Source organism: Caballeronia catudaia (assembly GCF_001544755.2).
GTDB lineage: Bacteria > Pseudomonadota > Gammaproteobacteria > Burkholderiales > Burkholderiaceae > Caballeronia > Caballeronia catudaia.
On record NZ_FCOF02000006.1, the window covers coordinates 81,437 to 99,312 of the forward strand.

At 63.6% G+C, this 17,876-nt stretch carries 13 protein-coding genes; 5 read left to right on the forward strand and 8 right to left on the reverse strand.

The features are described 5' to 3' along the window. Window positions 1-7 precede the first annotated feature (7 nt). Both AWB75_RS08620 and AWB75_RS08625 read right to left on the reverse strand, forming a co-directional pair. Window positions 8-1,267, reverse strand: coding sequence for an ABC transporter substrate-binding protein (locus AWB75_RS08620; protein WP_235012047.1), 1,260 nt, complete (start codon window positions 1,265-1,267; stop codon window positions 8-10). A gap of 370 nt (window positions 1,268-1,637) precedes the next feature. Then, entirely contained in the window at window positions 1,638-2,411 is a 774-nt protein-coding gene (locus tag AWB75_RS08625) for an L-iditol 2-dehydrogenase (RefSeq protein WP_061123673.1), read from the reverse strand. 311 nt (window positions 2,412-2,722) lie between these two features. On the opposite strand from AWB75_RS08625, the gene AWB75_RS08630 reads away from it, so the two are divergent. Genes AWB75_RS08630 through AWB75_RS08645 form a run of 4 tightly spaced genes read left to right on the forward strand, consistent with a single transcriptional unit; the run spans window position 2,723 to window position 5,766 of the window. Further along, window positions 2,723-3,181 (forward strand): Fur family transcriptional regulator, encoded by a 459-nt coding sequence (locus AWB75_RS08630; protein ID WP_061123674.1) that lies wholly within the window; start codon window positions 2,723-2,725, stop codon window positions 3,179-3,181. A 34-nt stretch (window positions 3,182-3,215) separates the two neighbouring features. Next, complete coding sequence (locus AWB75_RS08635; RefSeq protein WP_061123675.1) at window positions 3,216-4,097, forward strand: metal ABC transporter solute-binding protein; 882 nt, start codon at window positions 3,216-3,218, stop codon at window positions 4,095-4,097. After that, window positions 4,085-4,975: a metal ABC transporter ATP-binding protein gene (locus AWB75_RS08640; RefSeq protein WP_407642139.1), complete on the forward strand. Its 891-nt coding sequence runs from the start codon at window positions 4,085-4,087 to the stop codon at window positions 4,973-4,975. The genes AWB75_RS08635 and AWB75_RS08640 overlap by 13 nt, the downstream gene beginning before the upstream one ends. A gap of 2 nt (window positions 4,976-4,977) precedes the next feature. Then, window positions 4,978-5,766 carry a metal ABC transporter permease gene (locus AWB75_RS08645; protein ID WP_061123676.1) on the forward strand — a complete coding sequence of 263 codons (789 nt, stop codon included), beginning with the start codon at window positions 4,978-4,980 and terminating at the stop codon, window positions 5,764-5,766. Window positions 5,767-6,485: 719 nt separating this feature from the next. Here the strand turns inward: AWB75_RS08645 and fghA are convergent. The 4 genes from fghA to AWB75_RS08665 form a co-directional block, all read right to left on the reverse strand. Beyond that, window positions 6,486-7,331 carry an S-formylglutathione hydrolase gene (gene fghA / locus AWB75_RS08650; protein WP_061123677.1) on the reverse strand — a complete coding sequence of 282 codons (846 nt, stop codon included), beginning with the start codon at window positions 7,329-7,331 and terminating at the stop codon, window positions 6,486-6,488. 14 nt (window positions 7,332-7,345) lie between these two features. After that, window positions 7,346-8,452: an S-(hydroxymethyl)glutathione dehydrogenase/class III alcohol dehydrogenase gene (locus AWB75_RS08655; RefSeq protein ID WP_061123678.1), complete on the reverse strand. Its 1,107-nt coding sequence runs from the start codon at window positions 8,450-8,452 to the stop codon at window positions 7,346-7,348. A 36-nt stretch (window positions 8,453-8,488) separates the two neighbouring features. Beyond that, window positions 8,489-9,718, reverse strand: a complete 1,230-nt coding sequence (locus tag AWB75_RS08660) for an AGE family epimerase/isomerase (RefSeq protein ID WP_061123679.1) — start codon at window positions 9,716-9,718, stop codon at window positions 8,489-8,491. A 105-nt stretch (window positions 9,719-9,823) separates the two neighbouring features. Further along, window positions 9,824-11,269, reverse strand: a complete 1,446-nt coding sequence (locus AWB75_RS08665; RefSeq protein ID WP_061123680.1) for a xylulokinase — start codon at window positions 11,267-11,269, stop codon at window positions 9,824-9,826. A gap of 335 nt (window positions 11,270-11,604) precedes the next feature. Between AWB75_RS08665 and AWB75_RS08670 the strand changes: the two genes are divergently transcribed. Further along, the gene (locus tag AWB75_RS08670) at window positions 11,605-12,996 is read left to right on the forward strand and encodes a nucleobase:cation symporter-2 family protein (RefSeq protein WP_061123681.1); all 1,392 of its coding nucleotides are present in this window, start codon (window positions 11,605-11,607) and stop codon (window positions 12,994-12,996) included. A gap of 199 nt (window positions 12,997-13,195) precedes the next feature. Here AWB75_RS08670 and AWB75_RS08675 read toward each other — a convergent pair whose 3' ends face one another. Next, entirely contained in the window at window positions 13,196-14,683 is a 1,488-nt protein-coding gene (locus AWB75_RS08675) for an efflux transporter outer membrane subunit (protein ID WP_061123682.1), read from the reverse strand. A 1-nt stretch (window position 14,684) separates the two neighbouring features. Beyond that, window positions 14,685-17,864 carry an efflux RND transporter permease subunit gene (locus tag AWB75_RS08680; protein ID WP_061123683.1) on the reverse strand — a complete coding sequence of 1,060 codons (3,180 nt, stop codon included), beginning with the start codon at window positions 17,862-17,864 and terminating at the stop codon, window positions 14,685-14,687. Between the last annotated feature and the right edge of the window lie 12 nt (window positions 17,865-17,876).

The following is a 17,876-nucleotide window of genomic DNA, read 5'->3' on the forward strand; positions in this document are numbered from 1 at the left end:
ACCGACGTTACTTCTGATAACCGGCCTGCTTGACCGCGCGATCCGCCGCCGCATTGGCCGCCTTCAGCGCGTTGTCGACGCTCGTCTGCCCCGCGACGACACCCGCGATCGACTGACCGACGACCGTGCCGAACGACTGGAACTCCGGAATGCCGACGAACTGGACGCCGGAGTACGGCACCTTCTTGAGCGTCGCGTCGTTCGGATCGGCGGTTTCGATCGCCTTCAAAACGAAGTCGCCGAACGGCGCGGCCTGCTTGTACTCGGGGCGCGCGTAGGTCGATTTGCGCGTGCCCGGCGGCACGGACGCCCAGCCTTCATCCTTGCCGACCATCTCGATATATTCCTTCGAGGTCGCCCACGCGGCGAACTTCTTGGCCGCTTCCTGCTGCTTCGACGTCTTCGGGATCGCGAGCGACCACGACCACAGCCAGTGCGAGCCCTTCGGCGTGACGGCGATGGGCGCGGCCGCAAAGCCGATCTTGTCCGACACCTGCGATTGCGCCTTGTTGTAGAGGATGCCCGCGGCGACGGTCGCGTCGATCCACATCGCGCACTTGCCGGACGACATCAGCGTGAGGTTCTCGTTGAAGCCGTTCGAGCTCGCTCCCGGCGGGCCGTCGTTCTTCAGGAGATCCGCGTAGAAGCCGACCGCCTTCTTCCATTCGGGCGTATCGAGCTGCGCCTGCCACTTCTCGTTGAACCACTCGCCGCCGAACGTGTTCACGACCGTCGTTACGAACGCCATGTTCTCGCCCCAGCCCGCCTTGCCGCGCAAACAGATGCCGTACTGGCCTTTGGATTTGTCGGTGAGCTTGTCGGCGAACTGCTTGATCTGATCGTAGTTCGGCTGATCGGGCATCTTCAGGCCCGCGGCCTGGAACAGGTCCTTGCGGTAATACGTCATCGAGCTTTCGACGTAGAACGGCAGCGCGAACAGCGTGCCGTTGTACGAGAGGCCATCGCGCGCGGTCTTCACGACATCGTCGAGATCGTAGTTGGCGGGCAGACCGGTCATCGGCGAGAGCCAGCCGCGCTTGCCCCATTGCGGCGCCTCGTAGGTGCCGATCGTGATCACGTCGAACTGGCCGCTGTTCGTGGTGATGTCGGTGGTCGCGCGCTGGCGCAGCACGTTCTCTTCGAGAATCACCCATTTCAGCTGGATGTCCGGATTCGCCTTCTCGAAGGCCGGCGCGAGCTTTTTCAGCTCGATCATGTCCGGGTTGTTCAACGTGGCGATGGTGATGGTCGCGGCATGCGCCGACATCGGCACGAGCGCGGCGGCGGCCAGCGCGGCGGAAAACGCGGTGGCGGCGCGACGTGCCCGCGGTTGTGCCCGAACGATGCGTTGAGTGCGCTTTTGAGTCGGTTTCATGCTGGTTCGTCTCCTTTTTGTTGGCACGGGCGCGAGCGGTGTCTCTCGTGACAAGACCGCGCGTGCCGTGTATGCCGCTGCCTGCTTTCGAGGGTGCGCGATCGAAAAATCGCGTGGTTGCCGTGTTTATCCTTGTGCAGCGCCTGCCATCACCGTAGTGGACCTTTCGTCCTTTGCAGCATCGCCGCATTCGACGCGACGCCGTTTCACTATAGACGGTGCTTTCCGCGCTTCAAGCCGCATGCAGCGCACAAGCGGTGCATCAACTCATCCAGTTGCCGCCGTCGACGTTGATCGTCTGCGCGGTGATGTAATCCGCATCCGATGACGCCAGAAAAAGCGCCGCGCCCGTCAGGTCGGCGGGCAAGCCCATGCGCCCGAGCGGCACTTCCTCGCCGACGAGCCGTTTCTTCTCGCCGAGCGGACGATTCTCGTAGCGCGCGAAAAGTGCGTCGACCTCGTTCCACATGGGTGTATCGACGACGCCCGGCGCGATACCGTTTACGTTGATGCGCTCTTTCGCGAGCGCGAGCGCCGCCGATTGCGTGTAGCTGATGACCGCCGCCTTGGTCGCGCAGTAATGCGACACGAGCGCTTCGCCGCGCCGCCCGGCCTGCGATGACATATTGATGATCTTGCCGCCGCGCCCCTGCTGGACCATGCGCTTAGCGACGGCCTGCATCAGAAAGAACATGCCTTTGACGTTCACCGCGAAGAGGCGGTCGTAGACGTCCCAGGATTCGTCGAGGATCGGGCGCATGTCGAAGAGCGCCGCGTTGTTGAAGAGAATGTCGATGCCGCCGAAACGCTCGATGGCGCGCGCCACGATGCGTTCGATATCGTCGCGGCGCGTAACGTCGGCCTGCAGCGCGAGCACGTGCGCCGAGACGTCGGCGAAGCGCTGCGCCATGCCGTGCTCATCCTTAACGTCGACGATGACGACTCGCGCGCCTTCCTCCAGATAGCGCCGCGCGACAGCTTCTCCGATGCCGCTCGCCGCGCCCGTGATGATGGCGACCTTCTCTTTCAGTCTCACCGATGTCTCCGAGTTTTTGCCTCGCTCTCTCGCAGTGAGCGAACGCTCCGCGGATGAACAATTGCTCGTTGTTTGATCGAATGATCGGCGCTGCGCGTGATCGTGTCAAGGAATCGGCACAGTTTTCGATGCTGCAACGCGCAATCGTCTGGAACCTCGGGAAAACCCGTCTGGCAAGGCGCAGCCGAGCAAGCAACGTTCCGTGCCGATGAAGAAAGACGCGCCTTAGGGCGTGCACGTCGATGTGATACGTTATATCATCGCCAAATCGTCCTACCTTGCCGAGGCCGCGTCACCGTGGCCGTCATGACATGACCGCATCCGTCGAAACCATGCTGGCCCGCGCCGAAGCCCTCTCCGCCGAACGCGGTGTCGCGCTCACGCCGCTGCGCCGCCAGGTGTACGAACTTGTGCTGAAGGCACACAAGCCAATCGGCGCCTACGACCTCATCGACGCGATGGAGCCGCAGCGCGGCGCGCGCGTGCCACCGACCACCGTGTATCGCGCACTCGACTTTCTGGTCGAAAACGGCTTCGTGCATCGCATCGAATCGAAGAACGCGTTCATCGCGTGCTGCGACGCGGGCAAGCCGCACGAGAGCCAGTTCCTCATCTGCGACGAATGCGGCAATACGCTCGAAATCCAGGGCCGCGAGCTTGCGTCGTCGCTGTCCGCGAGCCCGCCCGCGCACGGCTTTCAGGTGCATCACCAGGTCGTCGAACTGAGCGGGCTGTGCGCCGATTGTCAGAAGAAGCATCACGGTGTCTGAGCGCGTCATCCATCACCATCACAAAAGGAATTCAATGAAACTCGCGCATCTCCTGACCTGCTTCGCCCTCGCGCTCGGCTTTTGCGACGTGGCTTCAGCGCAATCGGCGCGCGTGCCGGTCGTCGCCGCAGAGAATTTTTATGGCGATGTCATCCGTCAGCTCGGCGGCGATCACGTGCAGGTGACGAGCATCCTGAACAATCCGGACCAGGACCCGCATCTCTTCGAAGCGAGCCCGAAGACCGCGCGTTTATTGCAGCATGCGGCGCTCGTCGTCTATAACGGCGCGGACTACGATCCGTGGATGGAGAAGCTGCTCGCGGTATCGCGAAGCAACGACAAGCGCACGGTGATCGTCGCGGCGCAGCTCGTCGGCAAGAAGGCCGGCGACAATCCGCATCTCTGGTACGACCCGTCGACGATGCCCGCCGTCGCGAAAGCGGTGAGCGCGTATTTGTCGGGCGCGGACCCGTCGCACAAGAGCGATTACGACGCGCGCCTCGCGGCCTTTCTCGACACGCTGAAGCCCATCGACGCGAGCATTGCGCAGATGAAGGCGCACTACAAGGGCGTGCCGGTCACGGCGACCGAGCCGGTGTTCGGCTACATGGCCGATGCGATCGGCTTCGAGATGCGCAATCAGCGCTTCCAGATGGCGGAGATGAACGAGACCGAGCCGAGCGCCGGCGATATTGCCGCGTTCGAAAAAGACCTGCGCGAGCGCCGCGTGCACGTGCTTATCTATAACAGCCAGGCGACGGGCGCGCTGACGAAGCGTCTGCTCGACGTCGCGAAGGACGCGCATGTGCCGAGCGTCAGCGTGACGGAGACCTTGCCCGCGAAGAAGACGTATCAGCAATGGATGCAGTCGCAGCTCGACGCGCTTGCGGGCGCGCTGCAAGGATGGCAACGATGAACGCCGCTGCAACGACGCAAGCCGCGCTCGAAGTCGACCGTGTGACGCTCGCGCTCGGCGGCCGCGAGATTCTCAACGATACGAGCTTCACCGTGCGCAACGGCGAGTTCATCGGCGTGCTCGGGCCGAACGGCGCGGGCAAGACCACGCTGATGCGCGCGCTGCTCGGGCTCGTGCCGCTGAAGAGCGGATCGATACGCGTGAATGGCGAGGCGGTCGTGCGCGGTAACGCGTCGATCGGCTATATGCCTCAGATCCGCACGGGGCTCGCCAACCGCCGCGTGCTCGGCCGCGATTTCGTCGCGATGGCCGCGGACGGGCATCACTGGGGGCTGCCGCATCGCAATGCGCGCATTCGCGCGGATGTCGAGCGCGTGCTGGAACTTGTCGGCGCGCATCAGCTGGCGTCGCGTCCGCTGTCGGAACTGTCGGGCGGCGAGCGCCAGCGGCTTCTCCTCGCGCAATGTCTGCTCGGCAATCCGCGTCTGCTGCTGCTCGACGAACCGCTCATCAGTCTCGATCCGCGGCATCAGACGGGCGTCGTCGAGCTTGTGCGGCGCGTGCAGCGCGAGTTGAACATCACCGTGCTGTTTTCTGCGCACGAGCTCAATCCGCTTCTGAATTCCCTCGACCGCGTGCTTTATCTTGGCAGCGGGAGGGCGGCGCTCGGCACCGTCGACGAGGTCATTTCGAAGCCGGTGCTCTCGCGGCTGTACGGCTCGCCCATCGACGTGATGCGCGTGAATGGCCGCATCTTCGTGATGTCGGGCGATGTCGAGATCGACAAGCTCGATCACGCGCACGAAGAAGGCGACGAACACGAGCATGAGCATGACCACGGTCATGAGCACGATCACCACCACAGTCACGAGAAGTAACAATGTTCGAATACGACTTCATGGTGAACGCATTCGCGGCGTCGGGAATCGTCGCGGTGCTGGCGGGGATCGTCGGGTACTTTCTCGTGCTGCGCGGGCAGACTTTCGCGGGTCACGCGCTATCGCACGTCGGCTTCACGGGTGCGACCGGCGCGGTGCTGCTCGGCATGCCGCCGCTTTGGGGCATGGTCGGCTTTACGCTCGCGGCGGGCGTGGGCATGGGCGCGTTGGGCGAGCGTCTGTCGGGCCGCGATGTCGCGATCGGCGTGATTCTTTCGCTTTCGCTCGGGTTTGGGCTGCTGTTTCTGCACTTCTTCACCGCGTACGCGACGCAGGCTACGGCGCTGTTATTCGGCAACGTGCTCGGCGTGAGTCATGACACGCTGGTCGTGCTGGCGGGGCTTGCGCTCGTGAGCCTCGGGGCGTTGGCGTTCATCATGCGGCCGCTTTTGTTCGCGTCGTTGCAGCCGGAGCTTGCCGAAGCCAAGGGCGTGTCGCTGCGGCTCGTGTCGGTGCTGTTTCTCGCGATCACCGCGCTCGCGGTTGCGGCTTGTACGCAGATCGTTGGGGTGTTGCTGGTTTTTGCGTTGATGGTCGGGCCGGCGGCGGCGGCGCAGAACGTGACGACACGTTTGTCGTCGGGGTTGATGCTCGCGGCGCTGTTTGCGCTCGGGCAGGCGTGGGTTGGACTTACGCTCGCCTACTACACCGACTGGCCGACGAGTTTCTGGATCACCATGCTTGCCGCGCTTGTGTATGGCGCGAGTTTGCTTGGGCGGCGGGGGCATTGAAGGTTTTTTTGCTTCTGCTTTCGCCGGATCCCGTGTTCGTGTCGGTTTATTAGCTTCGCCCCTGTGCGGGGCGGCAGTCACTTTCTTTGCTCGGGACCAGAGTAAGCGCTAAAGCGCCAACTCTGGTCGACGCAAAGAAAGTAACCAAAGAAACAGCTATCCCCAGCCTAAGCACTTCATGCCGGCCGCGGCACAGAACTACTCTCGTGGTCCGGCAGTAGCGAGTGCCCTCACAAAACTCACCGGGCTTGGATCGCGCACGGTCCGTCACATCGCACCGCACTACTGACTGGTTCGGCAACTCAAGCTCCGGCCCGCTTCGCGGCCGATCGGTCAATCGGGTCTGCGCGTGCTTCTTTGCTTAAATCTCTATCTCACTGCACACGCACAAGTTGGTTCGCCCTGCATACCCAACGGCAGCGCGTAGCGCTGTGCCGGAACTCTCTCGTGCTGAACCTGCACGCCCAACGTTCCCGCACGGCAGACCGTGCGCGATCCAAGCCCCGTTAGACCTTCGAGAACACTCGCTACTCCGGGGGCCATTAGATCAATCGCCTGTGCCGCGGCCGGTGTGAAGTGCTTAGGCTGGGGACAGCTGCTTTCTTTGCCTACTTTCTTTGCAGCAGCAAAGAAAGTAGGTGCCGCCCCGCATAGGGGCAGTGCTAATAGACCGACACGAAATCAGGATTCCACAAAAAAAACAATAAAAAACCAAAAAATCACCCACCCAAAACCCGCGCATGATGCGCGACATGCTCTCCGACGAATGTCGAAATAAAGAAGTACCCGTGGTCATAACCTTCATGCCGCCTCACGGTTACCTTATGCCCTGCCGCAAGCGCATTGCGCTCCAACACCTCGGGATAAAGCTGCTCCGCGAGAAACTGATCCGCCAGTCCCTGATCGATGAGAATCCCGCCTTCGAACCGCGCCGCCGCATCGCTCTTGATCAACTCACTGGCATCGTATTTCGCCCAGGCGGCGCGATCATCCCCGAGATAGCCGGTAAAAGCCTTAACGCCCCAGGGACACAGCGAAGGCGCCGCGATCGGCGCAAACGCCGACACACTGCGATAGAGACCAGGATTGCGCAACGCAAGAACGAGCGCACCATGCCCGCCCATCGAATGCCCGAAGATACCGATGCGATCCTCCCGCACCGGCAGCTCCGCAAGCACGACGTCCCGCAACTCCTGCACATACGAATACATCCGATAACGCCGCGCCCAAGGCTCACGCGTCGCATCGACATAAAAGCCCGCACCGACGCCGAAATCCCACGCATCTTTCTCGCCGGGAATATCCGCGCCGCGCGGGCTCGTGTCCGGCGCGATCAGCGCAATGCCGTGCTCGGCGGCGTAACGCTGCGCGCCCGCCTTGATCGGAAACGTCTCTTCGGTACACGTGAGCCCGGCGAGATAAAACAGCGCCGGCACCTTCCCCGACGCCGCCCGCGCAGGCAGGAAGACGGAAAACCGCATCGGCAGGCCGATCGTCCGCGAATCGTGACGATAAACGCGCTGCACACCATCGAAGCAACGATGTTCTTCCACGAGCTCCAGCATCGCTTTCTCCTCGCTCAATAAATGACGACCGAGCGGATCGACTCGCCCTTTTTCATCAGGTCGAACCCGTCGTTGATCTGCTCCAGCTTGAGATGATGCGTGATCAGATCGTCGATATTGATCTTGCCTTCCATGTACCAGTCAACGATCTTCGGCACGTCGGTGCGGCCGCGCGCGCCGCCGAATGCCGAGCCCTTCCACTCGCGCCCCGTGACGAGCTGGAACGGACGCGTGCTGATCTCTTCGCCCGCCGCCGCCACGCCGATGATGAACGACTGCCCCCAGCCCTTGTGCGTGCATTCGAGCGCCTGACGCATCAGCTTCACGTTGCCGACACATTCGAACGAGTAATCCGCGCCGCCATCGGTCAGTTGCACAATATGGTCGACGACGTTCTCGACTTCCTTCGGGTTGATGAAGTGCGTCATGCCGAACTTCTTCGCCAGCTCGACGCGGCCCGGATTGATATCGACACCGATGATCTTGTCCGCGCCGACCATCTTCGCGCCCTGAATCACGTTCAGGCCGATGCCGCCGAGACCGAACACGACGACATTCGCGCCCGCCTCGACCTGCGCCGAATAGACGACCGCGCCAACGCCCGTCGTCACGCCGCAGCCGATGTAGCAGATCTTGTCGAAAGGCGCGTCTTCGCGCACTTTCGCCACCGCGATCTCGGGCACGACGATGTAGTTCGAAAACGTCGATGTCCCCATGTAATGGAACAACGGCTTGCCATCGAGTGAAAAGCGCGAGGTCGCATCGGGCATCAAGCCTTTGCCCTGCGTCGAACGAATCGCCTGACAGAGATTCGTCTTGCGCGACAGACAGAACTTGCACTGCCGGCATTCCGGCGTGTAGAGCGGAATGACGTGATCGCCCTTCTTCAACGTGCCGACACCCGGCCCGACATCTACGATCACGCCCGCGCCTTCATGCCCGAGAATCGCCGGGAAAATGCCTTCGGGATCGGCGCCGGAAAGCGTGTAGTAATCGGTGTGGCAGATGCCCGTCGCCTTCACTTCGATCAGCACTTCACCCGCGCGAGGGCCTTCGAGATCGACTTCCTCGATCGTCAACGGCTTGCCGGCTTCCCATGCGATTGCTGCTTTCGTCTTCATCGTTGAACTCCCAGGTTATGAATGTGTTGAATGTCTTCAGCGCACGACGTTCAGGACTTCGTAACATGCGCCCATCGTGTGATAGTCGGTCTTGCCAGCCGGGCTTTTCTCGTCGCTGTACTGGCGGTTGTCGCGCGTGAGGATGCGATACCACGCGCCCCACTTGTGATCGACGAAATGCTTCCAGCTATAGGTCCACAGACGGTCGTAATCGTTCCAGTAACGTGCGGCCCGCGCGGTATCGCCATCGCGTTGCGCACGATCGGCGAGCAAGGCCGCCGCCGCGAGCGATTCCGCCTGAACCCAGAAGTATTTGTCCTCGTCGTAGAACTTGCCTTCCGTGTCGAAACCGTACACCATGCCGCCGTGCTCGTGATCCCACGAAAGCGCCAGCGCGCGGTCGAACATTTCGCGCGCTCTCACGGCATGCCACGCCTCTGGCCGATGACGATCGAGGATCAGCAGCAGCTTCGCCCATTCCGTCTGATGTCCCGGCTGAAAGCCCCACGGCCTGAAGATGTTGCTGCGATCGCCCTTGTTGTAGTCCCAGTCGATCGACCAGTCCGGCTTGTAATGTTCCCACACGAGCCCGCCCGCGAGGGACGCCTGACGGTTCACCATGTTATCGGCGAGCAAGGCCGCGCGATCGAGATAACGCGCTTCGCCCGTCGCTTCGAACGCGGCGAGCAACGCCTCGCAGGTATGCATGTTCGCGTTCTGGCCGCGATAGTCAGACACCCGCCAGTCCGCGCCCGCTTCGTCCTTGTAGAGGCCGTGCTGCGCGTCCCAGAAGCGCGTTTCCATCACGTTCCAGGTTTCGTCGAGATACGCGCGCGCTTCGTCAAACCCGGCTTCGACCGCCTTCGCATACGCGAGCACGACGAACGCGAGGCCGTAGCAATGATTCGTCGCATCGGTGACGTCGCGGCCTTTGAGCGTCCACGCGTAGCCGCCCGTACGCGGATCGCGATGAAACTCGCGCAGGTATTCGACGCCATGCGCCACGCCGCCGCGATATTCATCGAGCCCGAAATGCTTGTACGCCATCGCGTAGTTGAAGACGAAGCGGGTGCTCGACACGAGATGACGCGATGTGCGGTCATAGACCGTGCCGTCGTTCTTGTAGTAGTGATAGAAGCCGCCCGCCGGGTCCATGCAGTGCGGGTGATAGAAGGTCATCGTGCGCAACGCGTGATCGAGCAGAAACTCACGCGAACGGAAATCGGGTGGCGCTGCGTCCGGATGCGACGGTGAGGGTGTGGGCATGGCAGATGTCGACGTTGTCGTGATGAAGCAAACATCATGGTCCGCTCATATGAAGCCGCGCTTCATGAGCGGGAATGGCGACGCGATACTGCAGAGCGCCCAAGTTTAAGCGGACTTGCGCTTGGGCGTGAACCAGTCTTCGACACGCTTGTACAGATCGATGAAACGCGCGAACCGTTCATCGAGCGATGCATCCGCGCGCGGCGTGGCGGCGAGCGTGGCGCCAGGCGCGAGCGCCGCGAGATCGTCCACGCGCCAGTGGCCCGCCGCGATGCCGCCGAGTATCGCCGCGCCGCGCGTCGCGGCGTTCGGGCAATCGATGGCATGCAGATCGACGCGCAGTGCATCGGCGAGCAGTTGGCGCCAGCGCGGATCGACCGAGCCGCCGCCCGCGAGCAGCATCGAGTCGAGCGGTGTGCCGTTCTCGCGTATCGCATCGAGTCCCGCACGCAATGCGAATGCCACGCCTTCGAAAGCGGCGCGCATCAGCGTGCCGCGCGTGTCGTCGAGGCCGAGACCGAGCCAGCCGCCGCGCGCGTCGGGGTTCATCCACGGGGAACGCTCGCCGCTCAGGTACGGCAGGAAGCTCACGGATGCGCTGGCGCTCGCGGCGAACGCGTCCTCGTAGGCTTCGGGCCACGACGCATAGCCGAGCCAGCCGCGCACCGCTTCCAGCGCGACGCCGACGTTCTGCATCGCCGCCATGCGATACCAAGCGCCAGTCGCCGCGCGATACGTATGCAGGCCGTGAACGGGCGTCGGCGCTTCGTCGCACATCACGACGATCTGGCCGCCGGTGCCGGTGGTGAGCAGCGCATCGCCATCGGATGACAGGCCACTGCCGAGCGCGGCGCACGGCGTATCGCCCGCGCCGACGGCCAGCGGAATGCCCGGGCGCAAGCCCAGTTCCGACGCCGCTTCGTCCGACAACGCGCCGCCGCTTTCATGCGATGCCGCGAGCGGCGCGAACCACGCGCGCGGCAAGCCGAGCCGCTCGATGAGCGCGTCGTCCCATGCGCCGGAGGGCATCGCGAGCGCGGTGGCGCAGGCATCGGAGGCATCGGTGACGAAGCTGGCGGAAGCGGCGCCGCCGAGCTTCGCGCGCAGCCAGTCTTTCGGCTGCAAGGCCCAGCGTGTTTCGGCGGCGACGTGCGGTTCGTTCTGCACGAGCCAGCGCAACAACGGCCCCGCCATGCCGGGCGCAACCGGATTCGGTTGCGGCAAACCCCAGGCGTCGAGCAGATCGCGGGCGCGCGTGTCGGGCCAGAGCATCGCGGCGCGCAGCGCTCGGCCATCGGCGGCGGCCGGCACGACGCCGTGCATCTGCCCGGAAAAGCCGATCGCGCGCACTGTATCGCGCTCGTTCGCGGGGAGGCGCGAGGCCGCATTGACGAGCGCCGAGTGCCACGCGTCGACGGTGGTTTCCGCCCAGCCGGGACGCGCGCTCGTCACTGCGTACGATGCGCTCGCGGACGCGGTTTCGCGCCCGTTTTCGTCGATGATGGCGAGTTTCAGAGAGCCCGTACCGAGATCGATGCCTAAAAAACGCATGGGATGCCGAGTCTGAAAAGACGTTAGGGAAAACGCGTAAATCGGGGGTATACCCCGCCATCTCGCGATGAAGGCGAAAAACGGACTATACGCGCGGCGTGATGAACATCATAACGAGCGCCCCAAGATTGCGGCCTTCCGTCACGCGACGAAATTCCTCGCGCATGCGTCAAACCCCTTGCGGCAAGGGCTTGCGCAGCTTTGCGCCACCGGTGGCGCGCGAAACCCATATCGCCCCGCGAACGCGACGTATAGCGCCCTGCGGTCTTGTTTGTGCTTTTTGATGCACTTAACTTGGAGGCCATTCAAATGGATTGGCATACAAGGAGAGAGACATGGCGTTGGGTTCGACAGATTCCACGGTGCATCCCGTCGACGAACGGTTGCCGACCGGCCAGTTGTTGACGCTCGGCATCCAGCACGTTCTCGTGATGTACGCGGGCGCGGTCGCGGTGCCGCTGATTCTCGGCGCCGCGATGAACCTGCCGAAAGATCAGGTCGCGTTTCTCATCAGCGCGGACCTGTTTTCGTGCGGCATCGCCACCCTGATCCAGACGCTCGGGCTGTGGATCTTCGGCATCCGCCTGCCTGTCATCATGGGTTGCACGTTCGCGGCCGTCGGCCCGATGGTCGCGATCGGCACGAATCCCTCGCTCGGCATTCTCGACGTGTTCGGCGCGACTATCGCGGCGGGCGTGATCGGCATCGTGCTCGCGCCGATGATCGGCAAGCTGCTGCGCTTCTTTCCGCCGGTCGTGGTCGGCACGGTGATCGCGGTGATCGGGCTCTCGCTGATGGGCGTGGGCATCAACTGGGCGGCGGGCGGCATCGGCAATCCCGATTACGGCAATCCCGTGTTTCTGCTGCTGTCGCTCGTCGTGCTGTCGCTGATCCTGCTCATCAACAAGTTCGCGCGCGGCTTCATCGCGAATATCTCGGTGCTGCTCGGAATCGTCGTGGGGTTCGGCATCGCCGCGATGCTCGGCCGCGTGAACATGGATGGCGTCGCGCACGCGCCGTGGGTCGGCATCGTGCTGCCGTTTCACTTCGGCCTGCCGCATTTCGATGCGCTTTCCGTCGCGACGATGGTCATCGTCATGTTCGTGACATTCATCGAATCGACGGGGATGTTCCTCGCGGTCGGCGATCTGGTCGAGCGTCCCGTCGATCAGAAAGCGCTGGTGCGCGGCCTGCGTGTCGATGGGCTCGGCACGCTGATCGGTGGCATCTTCAATTCGTTTCCGCACACGTCGTTTTCGCAGAATGTCGGTCTGATCGGCGTGACGGGCGTGAAGAGCCGTTTCGTCTGCGCGACGGGCGGCGTGATTCTCGTGGCGCTCGGCCTCTTTCCGAAGATGGCGCAGGTCGTCGCTTCGGTGCCGCCGTTCGTGCTCGGCGGCGCGGGCATCGTGATGTTCGGCATGGTCGCGGCGAACGGCATCAAGACGCTGTCGCGCGTGGATTTTTCGAAGAACCAGCACAACCTGTTCATCGTCGCTGTGAGCGTGGGGATGGGAATGGTGCCGGTCGTCGCGCCGAAGTTCTTCACGCAACTGCCGCACGCGCTCGAACCGATTCTGCATAGCGGAATTTTGCTGGCGTCGGTGACGGCGGTGGTGCTGAACATCGTGTTCAACGGCGTGCGCAAGGAGCGCGAGGCGCGGCGCGATGCGATCGAAGCCGCGCACGAATTTGAAGGCGCGGCTCATGCGGGCGACGCGCACTGAGGAGTTGGCCGCTGGGAGTGCTTGCTGGCTGTTTGCGTTATGCGCCGCGGTGGGAGCCGCGGCGTTTTTTTGCTTTTGCGAAGCGAGCGTGGCGGTACGCGACGCGCCCGTTCTCTGCAAAGTGGCGATTCAAAGTAGAACGCCTCAAGAGCGGCTTCCCGCGCTTGAGGCGCTTTATTGCGCGATGGCTTGGCCGCGCTTATCCCGCCGAAACGCGTGCGTCACTCGCCGAAGCGGCATCCACCGCCCGCGGCTGATCCCCCGTCCGCTCGATCCACCCACCGCCCAGCGCCTGATACAGCGTCACGAGATTCGACAGGCGCTGCGTGCGAGCCGTAATCAGCGTCTGCTGCACCGAATACAGATCCTGCTGCGCCGTCAACACGCCGAGATAGCTATCGACGCCTTGCCGGTATCGCAGCGTCGACAGATCCAGCCGACGCTGCTGCGCCGCCGTGTCGCGCTCGAGCGCGGCGATCTGCTGGTCGTAGGTGCCGCGCGCGGCGAGGCCATCGGCTACGTCACGGAACGCCGATTGAATGGCCTTCTCGTACTGCGCGACCTCGATCTTCTTCTGGATGTGCGCGAGATCGAGATTCGCGAGGTTCTGCCCGCCTTCGAAAATCGGCAACGTGATGGTCGGCGCGAAACCCCACGCCGCCGAGCCCGCCTTGAACAGCCCGCCCAGCGTCGGGCTCAGCGTGCCGAAGTTGCCCGTCAGCGAGATGCTCGGAAAAAACGCTGCGCGCGCCGCGCCGATGTTCGCGTTGGCCGCCAGCAGGTTCTGCTCGGCCTCCATGATGTCCGGACGGCGCAGCAGCAGATCCGAAGGCAGCCCTGCCGGAATGTCCGTAAGCAGGTTCTGACCGCCGAGCGGCAGGCCGCCCGGCAGATCGGCCGGCATCGGCTCGCCCAGCAGCAGCACGAGCGCATTCACCGCCTGCGCGCGCGCACGCTCCTGCGACTGCAGATTCGCCGCCGCGCTCTCCATCACCGTCTGCGCCTGGCTCAGGTCCAGGTCGGACGCCGTGCCGTTGTCGAACTGGAGCTTCACGATGCCGTACGAATCGCTGGCGCTCTTGAGCGTCTGACGCGTGACGGCGAGCAGGTCATCGGCTTGCAGCACTTGCAGATACTGCGTCGCGACCTGCGACACCAGCGAGATTTCCGCCGCCTTGCGCGCATACGCGGTCGCGAAGTACTTCGCCAGAGCCTGATCCTTCAGGCTCTGCACGCGGCCGAACAGGTCGATCTCCCACGACGCGTTCAGCCCGACCGAATACTGGTTCGAGATGGTCTGGTTGAAGAACGACAGATCCCGCGGCGTGCGCGCCTTGTTCTGCCCGGCTTGCGCTCCGAGCGTCGGGAACAGCTCCGAGCGCACGATGCGATATTGCGCCTGCGCAGCCTGCACGTTGAGCATGGCGACGCGCAGATCGCGGTTGTTCTTCAGCGCCATGTCGATGAGCTGCTGCAGCCGCGCATCGACGAAGAAGTCGCGCCAGCCGATATCGGCGGCCGCCACGCCCTCGGCGCTGTGCGCGCCTGCGGCGCCGGGCTGTGTCGCGTACACGCCGCCCGTCGGGAAATTCGCCGTCACGGGCGCGGCGGGGCGCTCGTACTTCGGCGCCATCGTGCAGCCGCTCGCCAGTATGGCCGCCGTTGCGATCAGGGTAAGTCTACGCATGTCAATGTCCTTCCTTGCCTTGTTGCGCGCGCCGCTGTTCCTCGTACCGCGCGAGCGCCGTCGCAGCGTCTTCCTTGTCGCCGCCGAAGTGCGCGCGCACGACGACGAAGAACATCGGCACCATGAAGATCGCGAGGAAGGTCGCGGTCACCATGCCGCCGATCACGCCGGTGCCGATCGCGTGCTGGCTCGCCGAACCCGCGCCGTTGCTGATCGCGAGCGGCATCGTGCCGAGAATGAACGCGAGCGAGGTCATCAGGATCGGGCGCAGACGCAGGCGCGCCGCTTCCATCGCCGCCTCGATCGGCCCCATCTTTTGCGATATCTGCAAGTCGCGCGCGAACTCGACGATCAGAATCGCGTTCTTTGCCGATAGCCCGACCGTCGTCAGCAGGCCGACCTGGAAGAACACGTCGTTTTCCAGACCGCGCATCGACACGGCGAGCAGCGCGCCGAGCACGCCGAGCGGCACGACCATGATCACGGAGAACGGAATCGACCAGCTCTCGTACAGCGCCGCCAGACACAGGAACACGACGAGGATCGAGATGCCGTAGAGAATCGGCGCCTGCGAGCCGGACTGGATCTGCTGATACGACAGCCCCGTCCATTCGTAGCCGATGCCCTGCGGCAGCTTCGCCGCGAGCGCTTCCATCGCGGTCATCGCCTGGCCGGTCGATTTGCCCGGCGCCGCGACGCCCTGGATTTCGATCGCCGAAAGACCGTTGTAGCGCTCGAGCTTCGGCGAACCGTAGCTCCATTCGCCGGTCGCGAACGACGAGAACGGCACCATCGATCCCGAGGTATTGCGCACGTACCAGTTGTTGATGTTTTCCGGCGACATGCGGAACGGCGCGTCGCTCTGCATGTACACCTTCTTGATCCGGCTGTCTGTATCGAGAAAGTTGTTCACATACTTCGACGCCCACGCGATCGAGAACGTCTGGTCGATCGTCGACGGATCCACACCCTGCGACTGCGCCTTCTCGCGGTCGATGTTCACCTTGAACTGCGCGGTGTCGTTCAGGCCGTTCGGACGCACCTGCGCGAGCGACGGGTCTTTCGCGGCCATGCCGAGCAGCATCGCGCGCGCCTCCATGAGCTTCTCGTGACCCAGGCCCGCACGGTCCTGAAGTTCGAAGTCGAAGCCCGAGGCGGTGCCGAGTTCGGGGATCGACGGCGGGTTGATCGGAAACACGAGCGCGTTCTTGTAACCCGCGAAGTGACCGTAGGTGCGGCCCACCAGCGCCGCCACCTTCTCGTCCGCCTTCGTGCGCTTGTCGAAGTCCTTCATCCGCACGAACACGAGGCCCGAGTTCTGGCCGCGTCCCGCGTAGCTATAGCCGTTCACCGTGAATACGGAATCGACGACGGCGCTTTCCTTCTTCAGCAGGTAGTCCGACACATCGTCCAGCGCGCGCTGCGTCATTTCCTGCGTGGACCCGGCGGGCGTCGACACGAGCACGAACATCGTGCCCTGATCCTCGTCGGGCAGGAACGCCTTCGGCAAGCGGTTGAACAGCATGCCGACGCCGACGATGATCACGAGATAGACAATCAGGAAGCGTCCCGAGCGCCTGAGCACATGCGCGACGCCGCTGTGATACTTCTCCTGGCTCTTCGCGAAAGTACGGTTGAACCAGCCGAAGAAGCCCGTCTTCTTCTCCTCGTGGCCCTTCGGCAGCGGCTTGAGCAAGGTCGCGCACAGCGCCGGTGTCAGGACCATCGCGGTGAAGACCGAAAGGCCCATTGCCGAGACGATGGTGAGCGAAAACTGCCGGTAGATCGCGCCGACCGATCCGCCCGTGAACGCGACCGGCACGAACACCGCCGCGAGCACGAGCGCAACACCGATGAGCGCGCCGGTGATCTGCTCCATCGCCTTGCGGGTCGCCTCTTTGGGCGACAAGCCCTCCTCGCTCATCACCCGCTCGACGTTCTCCACGACCACGATCGCGTCGTCCACGAGAAGGCCGATTGCGAGCACGAGGCCGAACATCGACAGCGTGTTGATCGAGAAGCCGACCGCCCCCATGATCGCGAACGTGCCAAGCAGCACGACCGGCACGGCGATGGTCGGGATCAGCGTCGCCCGCAGGTTCTGCAGGAACAGATACATCACGAGGAACACGAGCACGATCGCTTCGAACAGCGTCACCGCCACGTCGGAGATCGACTGCTTCACGAAGGGTGTCGTGTCGTACGGATACTTCACGACGAGACCATGCGGGAAGTACTTCGAGAGCTCCGCCACCTTCGCGCGCACCGCATTGGAGGTCGCGAGCGCGTTCGCGCCGGTCGCGAGCTGAATGCCGAAGCCGGCGGCAGGCTTGCCGTTGTACTGCGTCACGAAGTTGAAGTTCTCGCCGGCGAGATCGATGCGCGCCACATCCCTGATGCGCACCTGCGAGCCATCCTGGTTCACCTTCAGCAGCACGTTGCCGAACTGCTCCGGCGTGCGCAAGAGGGTCGCCTCGGTGATGGTCGCCTGCATCGACTGGCCCGGCACCGCGGGCGTGCCGCCCAACTGGCCGGCCGCGACCTGCACGTTCTGCTGTTGCAGCGCGTTCTGCACGTCGATCGGCGTGAGGTTGAACTTGTTCAGCTTGTTCGGATCGAGCCAGACGCGCATCGCGTATTGCGAGCCGAACAGCGTCACCGTGCCGACCCCGTTCAGGCGGCTGATCGGGTCCTGGACGTTCGACGCCACGTAGTTGGCGAGGTCGTCGCGGCTCATGCTGCCGTCCTCGGACACGAACGCCAGCACGAGCAGGAAGCTGCTGCTCGACTTCGCCACGGTGATACCCAACTGCTGCACCACTTGCGGCAGGTTCGGCGTCGCCAGTTGCAGCTTGTTCTGCACCTGCACCTGCGCGATATCCGCGTTGGTGCCGGCCGAGAAAGTCAGCGTGACGGTCGCGGTGCCGGTGTCATCGGAGGTGGAGGACAGATAGAGCAGGTGATCCAGGCCGCTCATTTGCTGCTCGATCACCTGCGTGACGGTGTTTTCCACCGTCTGCGCCGAAGCGCCCGGATAGTTGGCGGTGATCGAGATGGCGGGCGGTGCGATGGTCGGATACTGCGCGACCGGCAGCGACGTCACCGAAGCGAGGCCCGCCAGCATCATGATGATGGCGATCACCCACGCGAAAATGGGGCGATCGATAAAAAATTTAGCCATGAGGCGTACTCC

Coding starts and splice junctions, on each gene's coding strand:
- AWB75_RS08635 (WP_061123675.1), top strand. CDS start 3,216: ATGAAACTCGCGCATCTCCTGACCTGCTTCGCCCTCGCGCTCGGCTTT.
- AWB75_RS08620 (WP_235012047.1), bottom strand. CDS start 1,267: ATGTCGGCGCATGCCGCGACCATCACCATCGCCACGTTGAACAACCCG.
- AWB75_RS08680 (WP_061123683.1), bottom strand. CDS start 17,864: ATGGCTAAATTTTTTATCGATCGCCCCATTTTCGCGTGGGTGATCGCC.
- AWB75_RS08630 (WP_061123674.1), top strand. CDS start 2,723: ATGACCGCATCCGTCGAAACCATGCTGGCCCGCGCCGAAGCCCTCTCC.
- AWB75_RS08670 (WP_061123681.1), top strand. CDS start 11,605: ATGGCGTTGGGTTCGACAGATTCCACGGTGCATCCCGTCGACGAACGG.
- AWB75_RS08665 (WP_061123680.1), bottom strand. CDS start 11,269: ATGCGTTTTTTAGGCATCGATCTCGGTACGGGCTCTCTGAAACTCGCC.
- fghA (WP_061123677.1), bottom strand. CDS start 7,331: ATGCTGGAGCTCGTGGAAGAACATCGTTGCTTCGATGGTGTGCAGCGC.
- AWB75_RS08640 (WP_407642139.1), top strand. CDS start 4,085: ATGGCAACGATGAACGCCGCTGCAACGACGCAAGCCGCGCTCGAAGTC.
- AWB75_RS08655 (WP_061123678.1), bottom strand. CDS start 8,452: ATGAAGACGAAAGCAGCAATCGCATGGGAAGCCGGCAAGCCGTTGACG.
- AWB75_RS08645 (WP_061123676.1), top strand. CDS start 4,978: ATGTTCGAATACGACTTCATGGTGAACGCATTCGCGGCGTCGGGAATC.
- AWB75_RS08660 (WP_061123679.1), bottom strand. CDS start 9,718: ATGCCCACACCCTCACCGTCGCATCCGGACGCAGCGCCACCCGATTTC.
- AWB75_RS08675 (WP_061123682.1), bottom strand. CDS start 14,683: ATGCGTAGACTTACCCTGATCGCAACGGCGGCCATACTGGCGAGCGGC.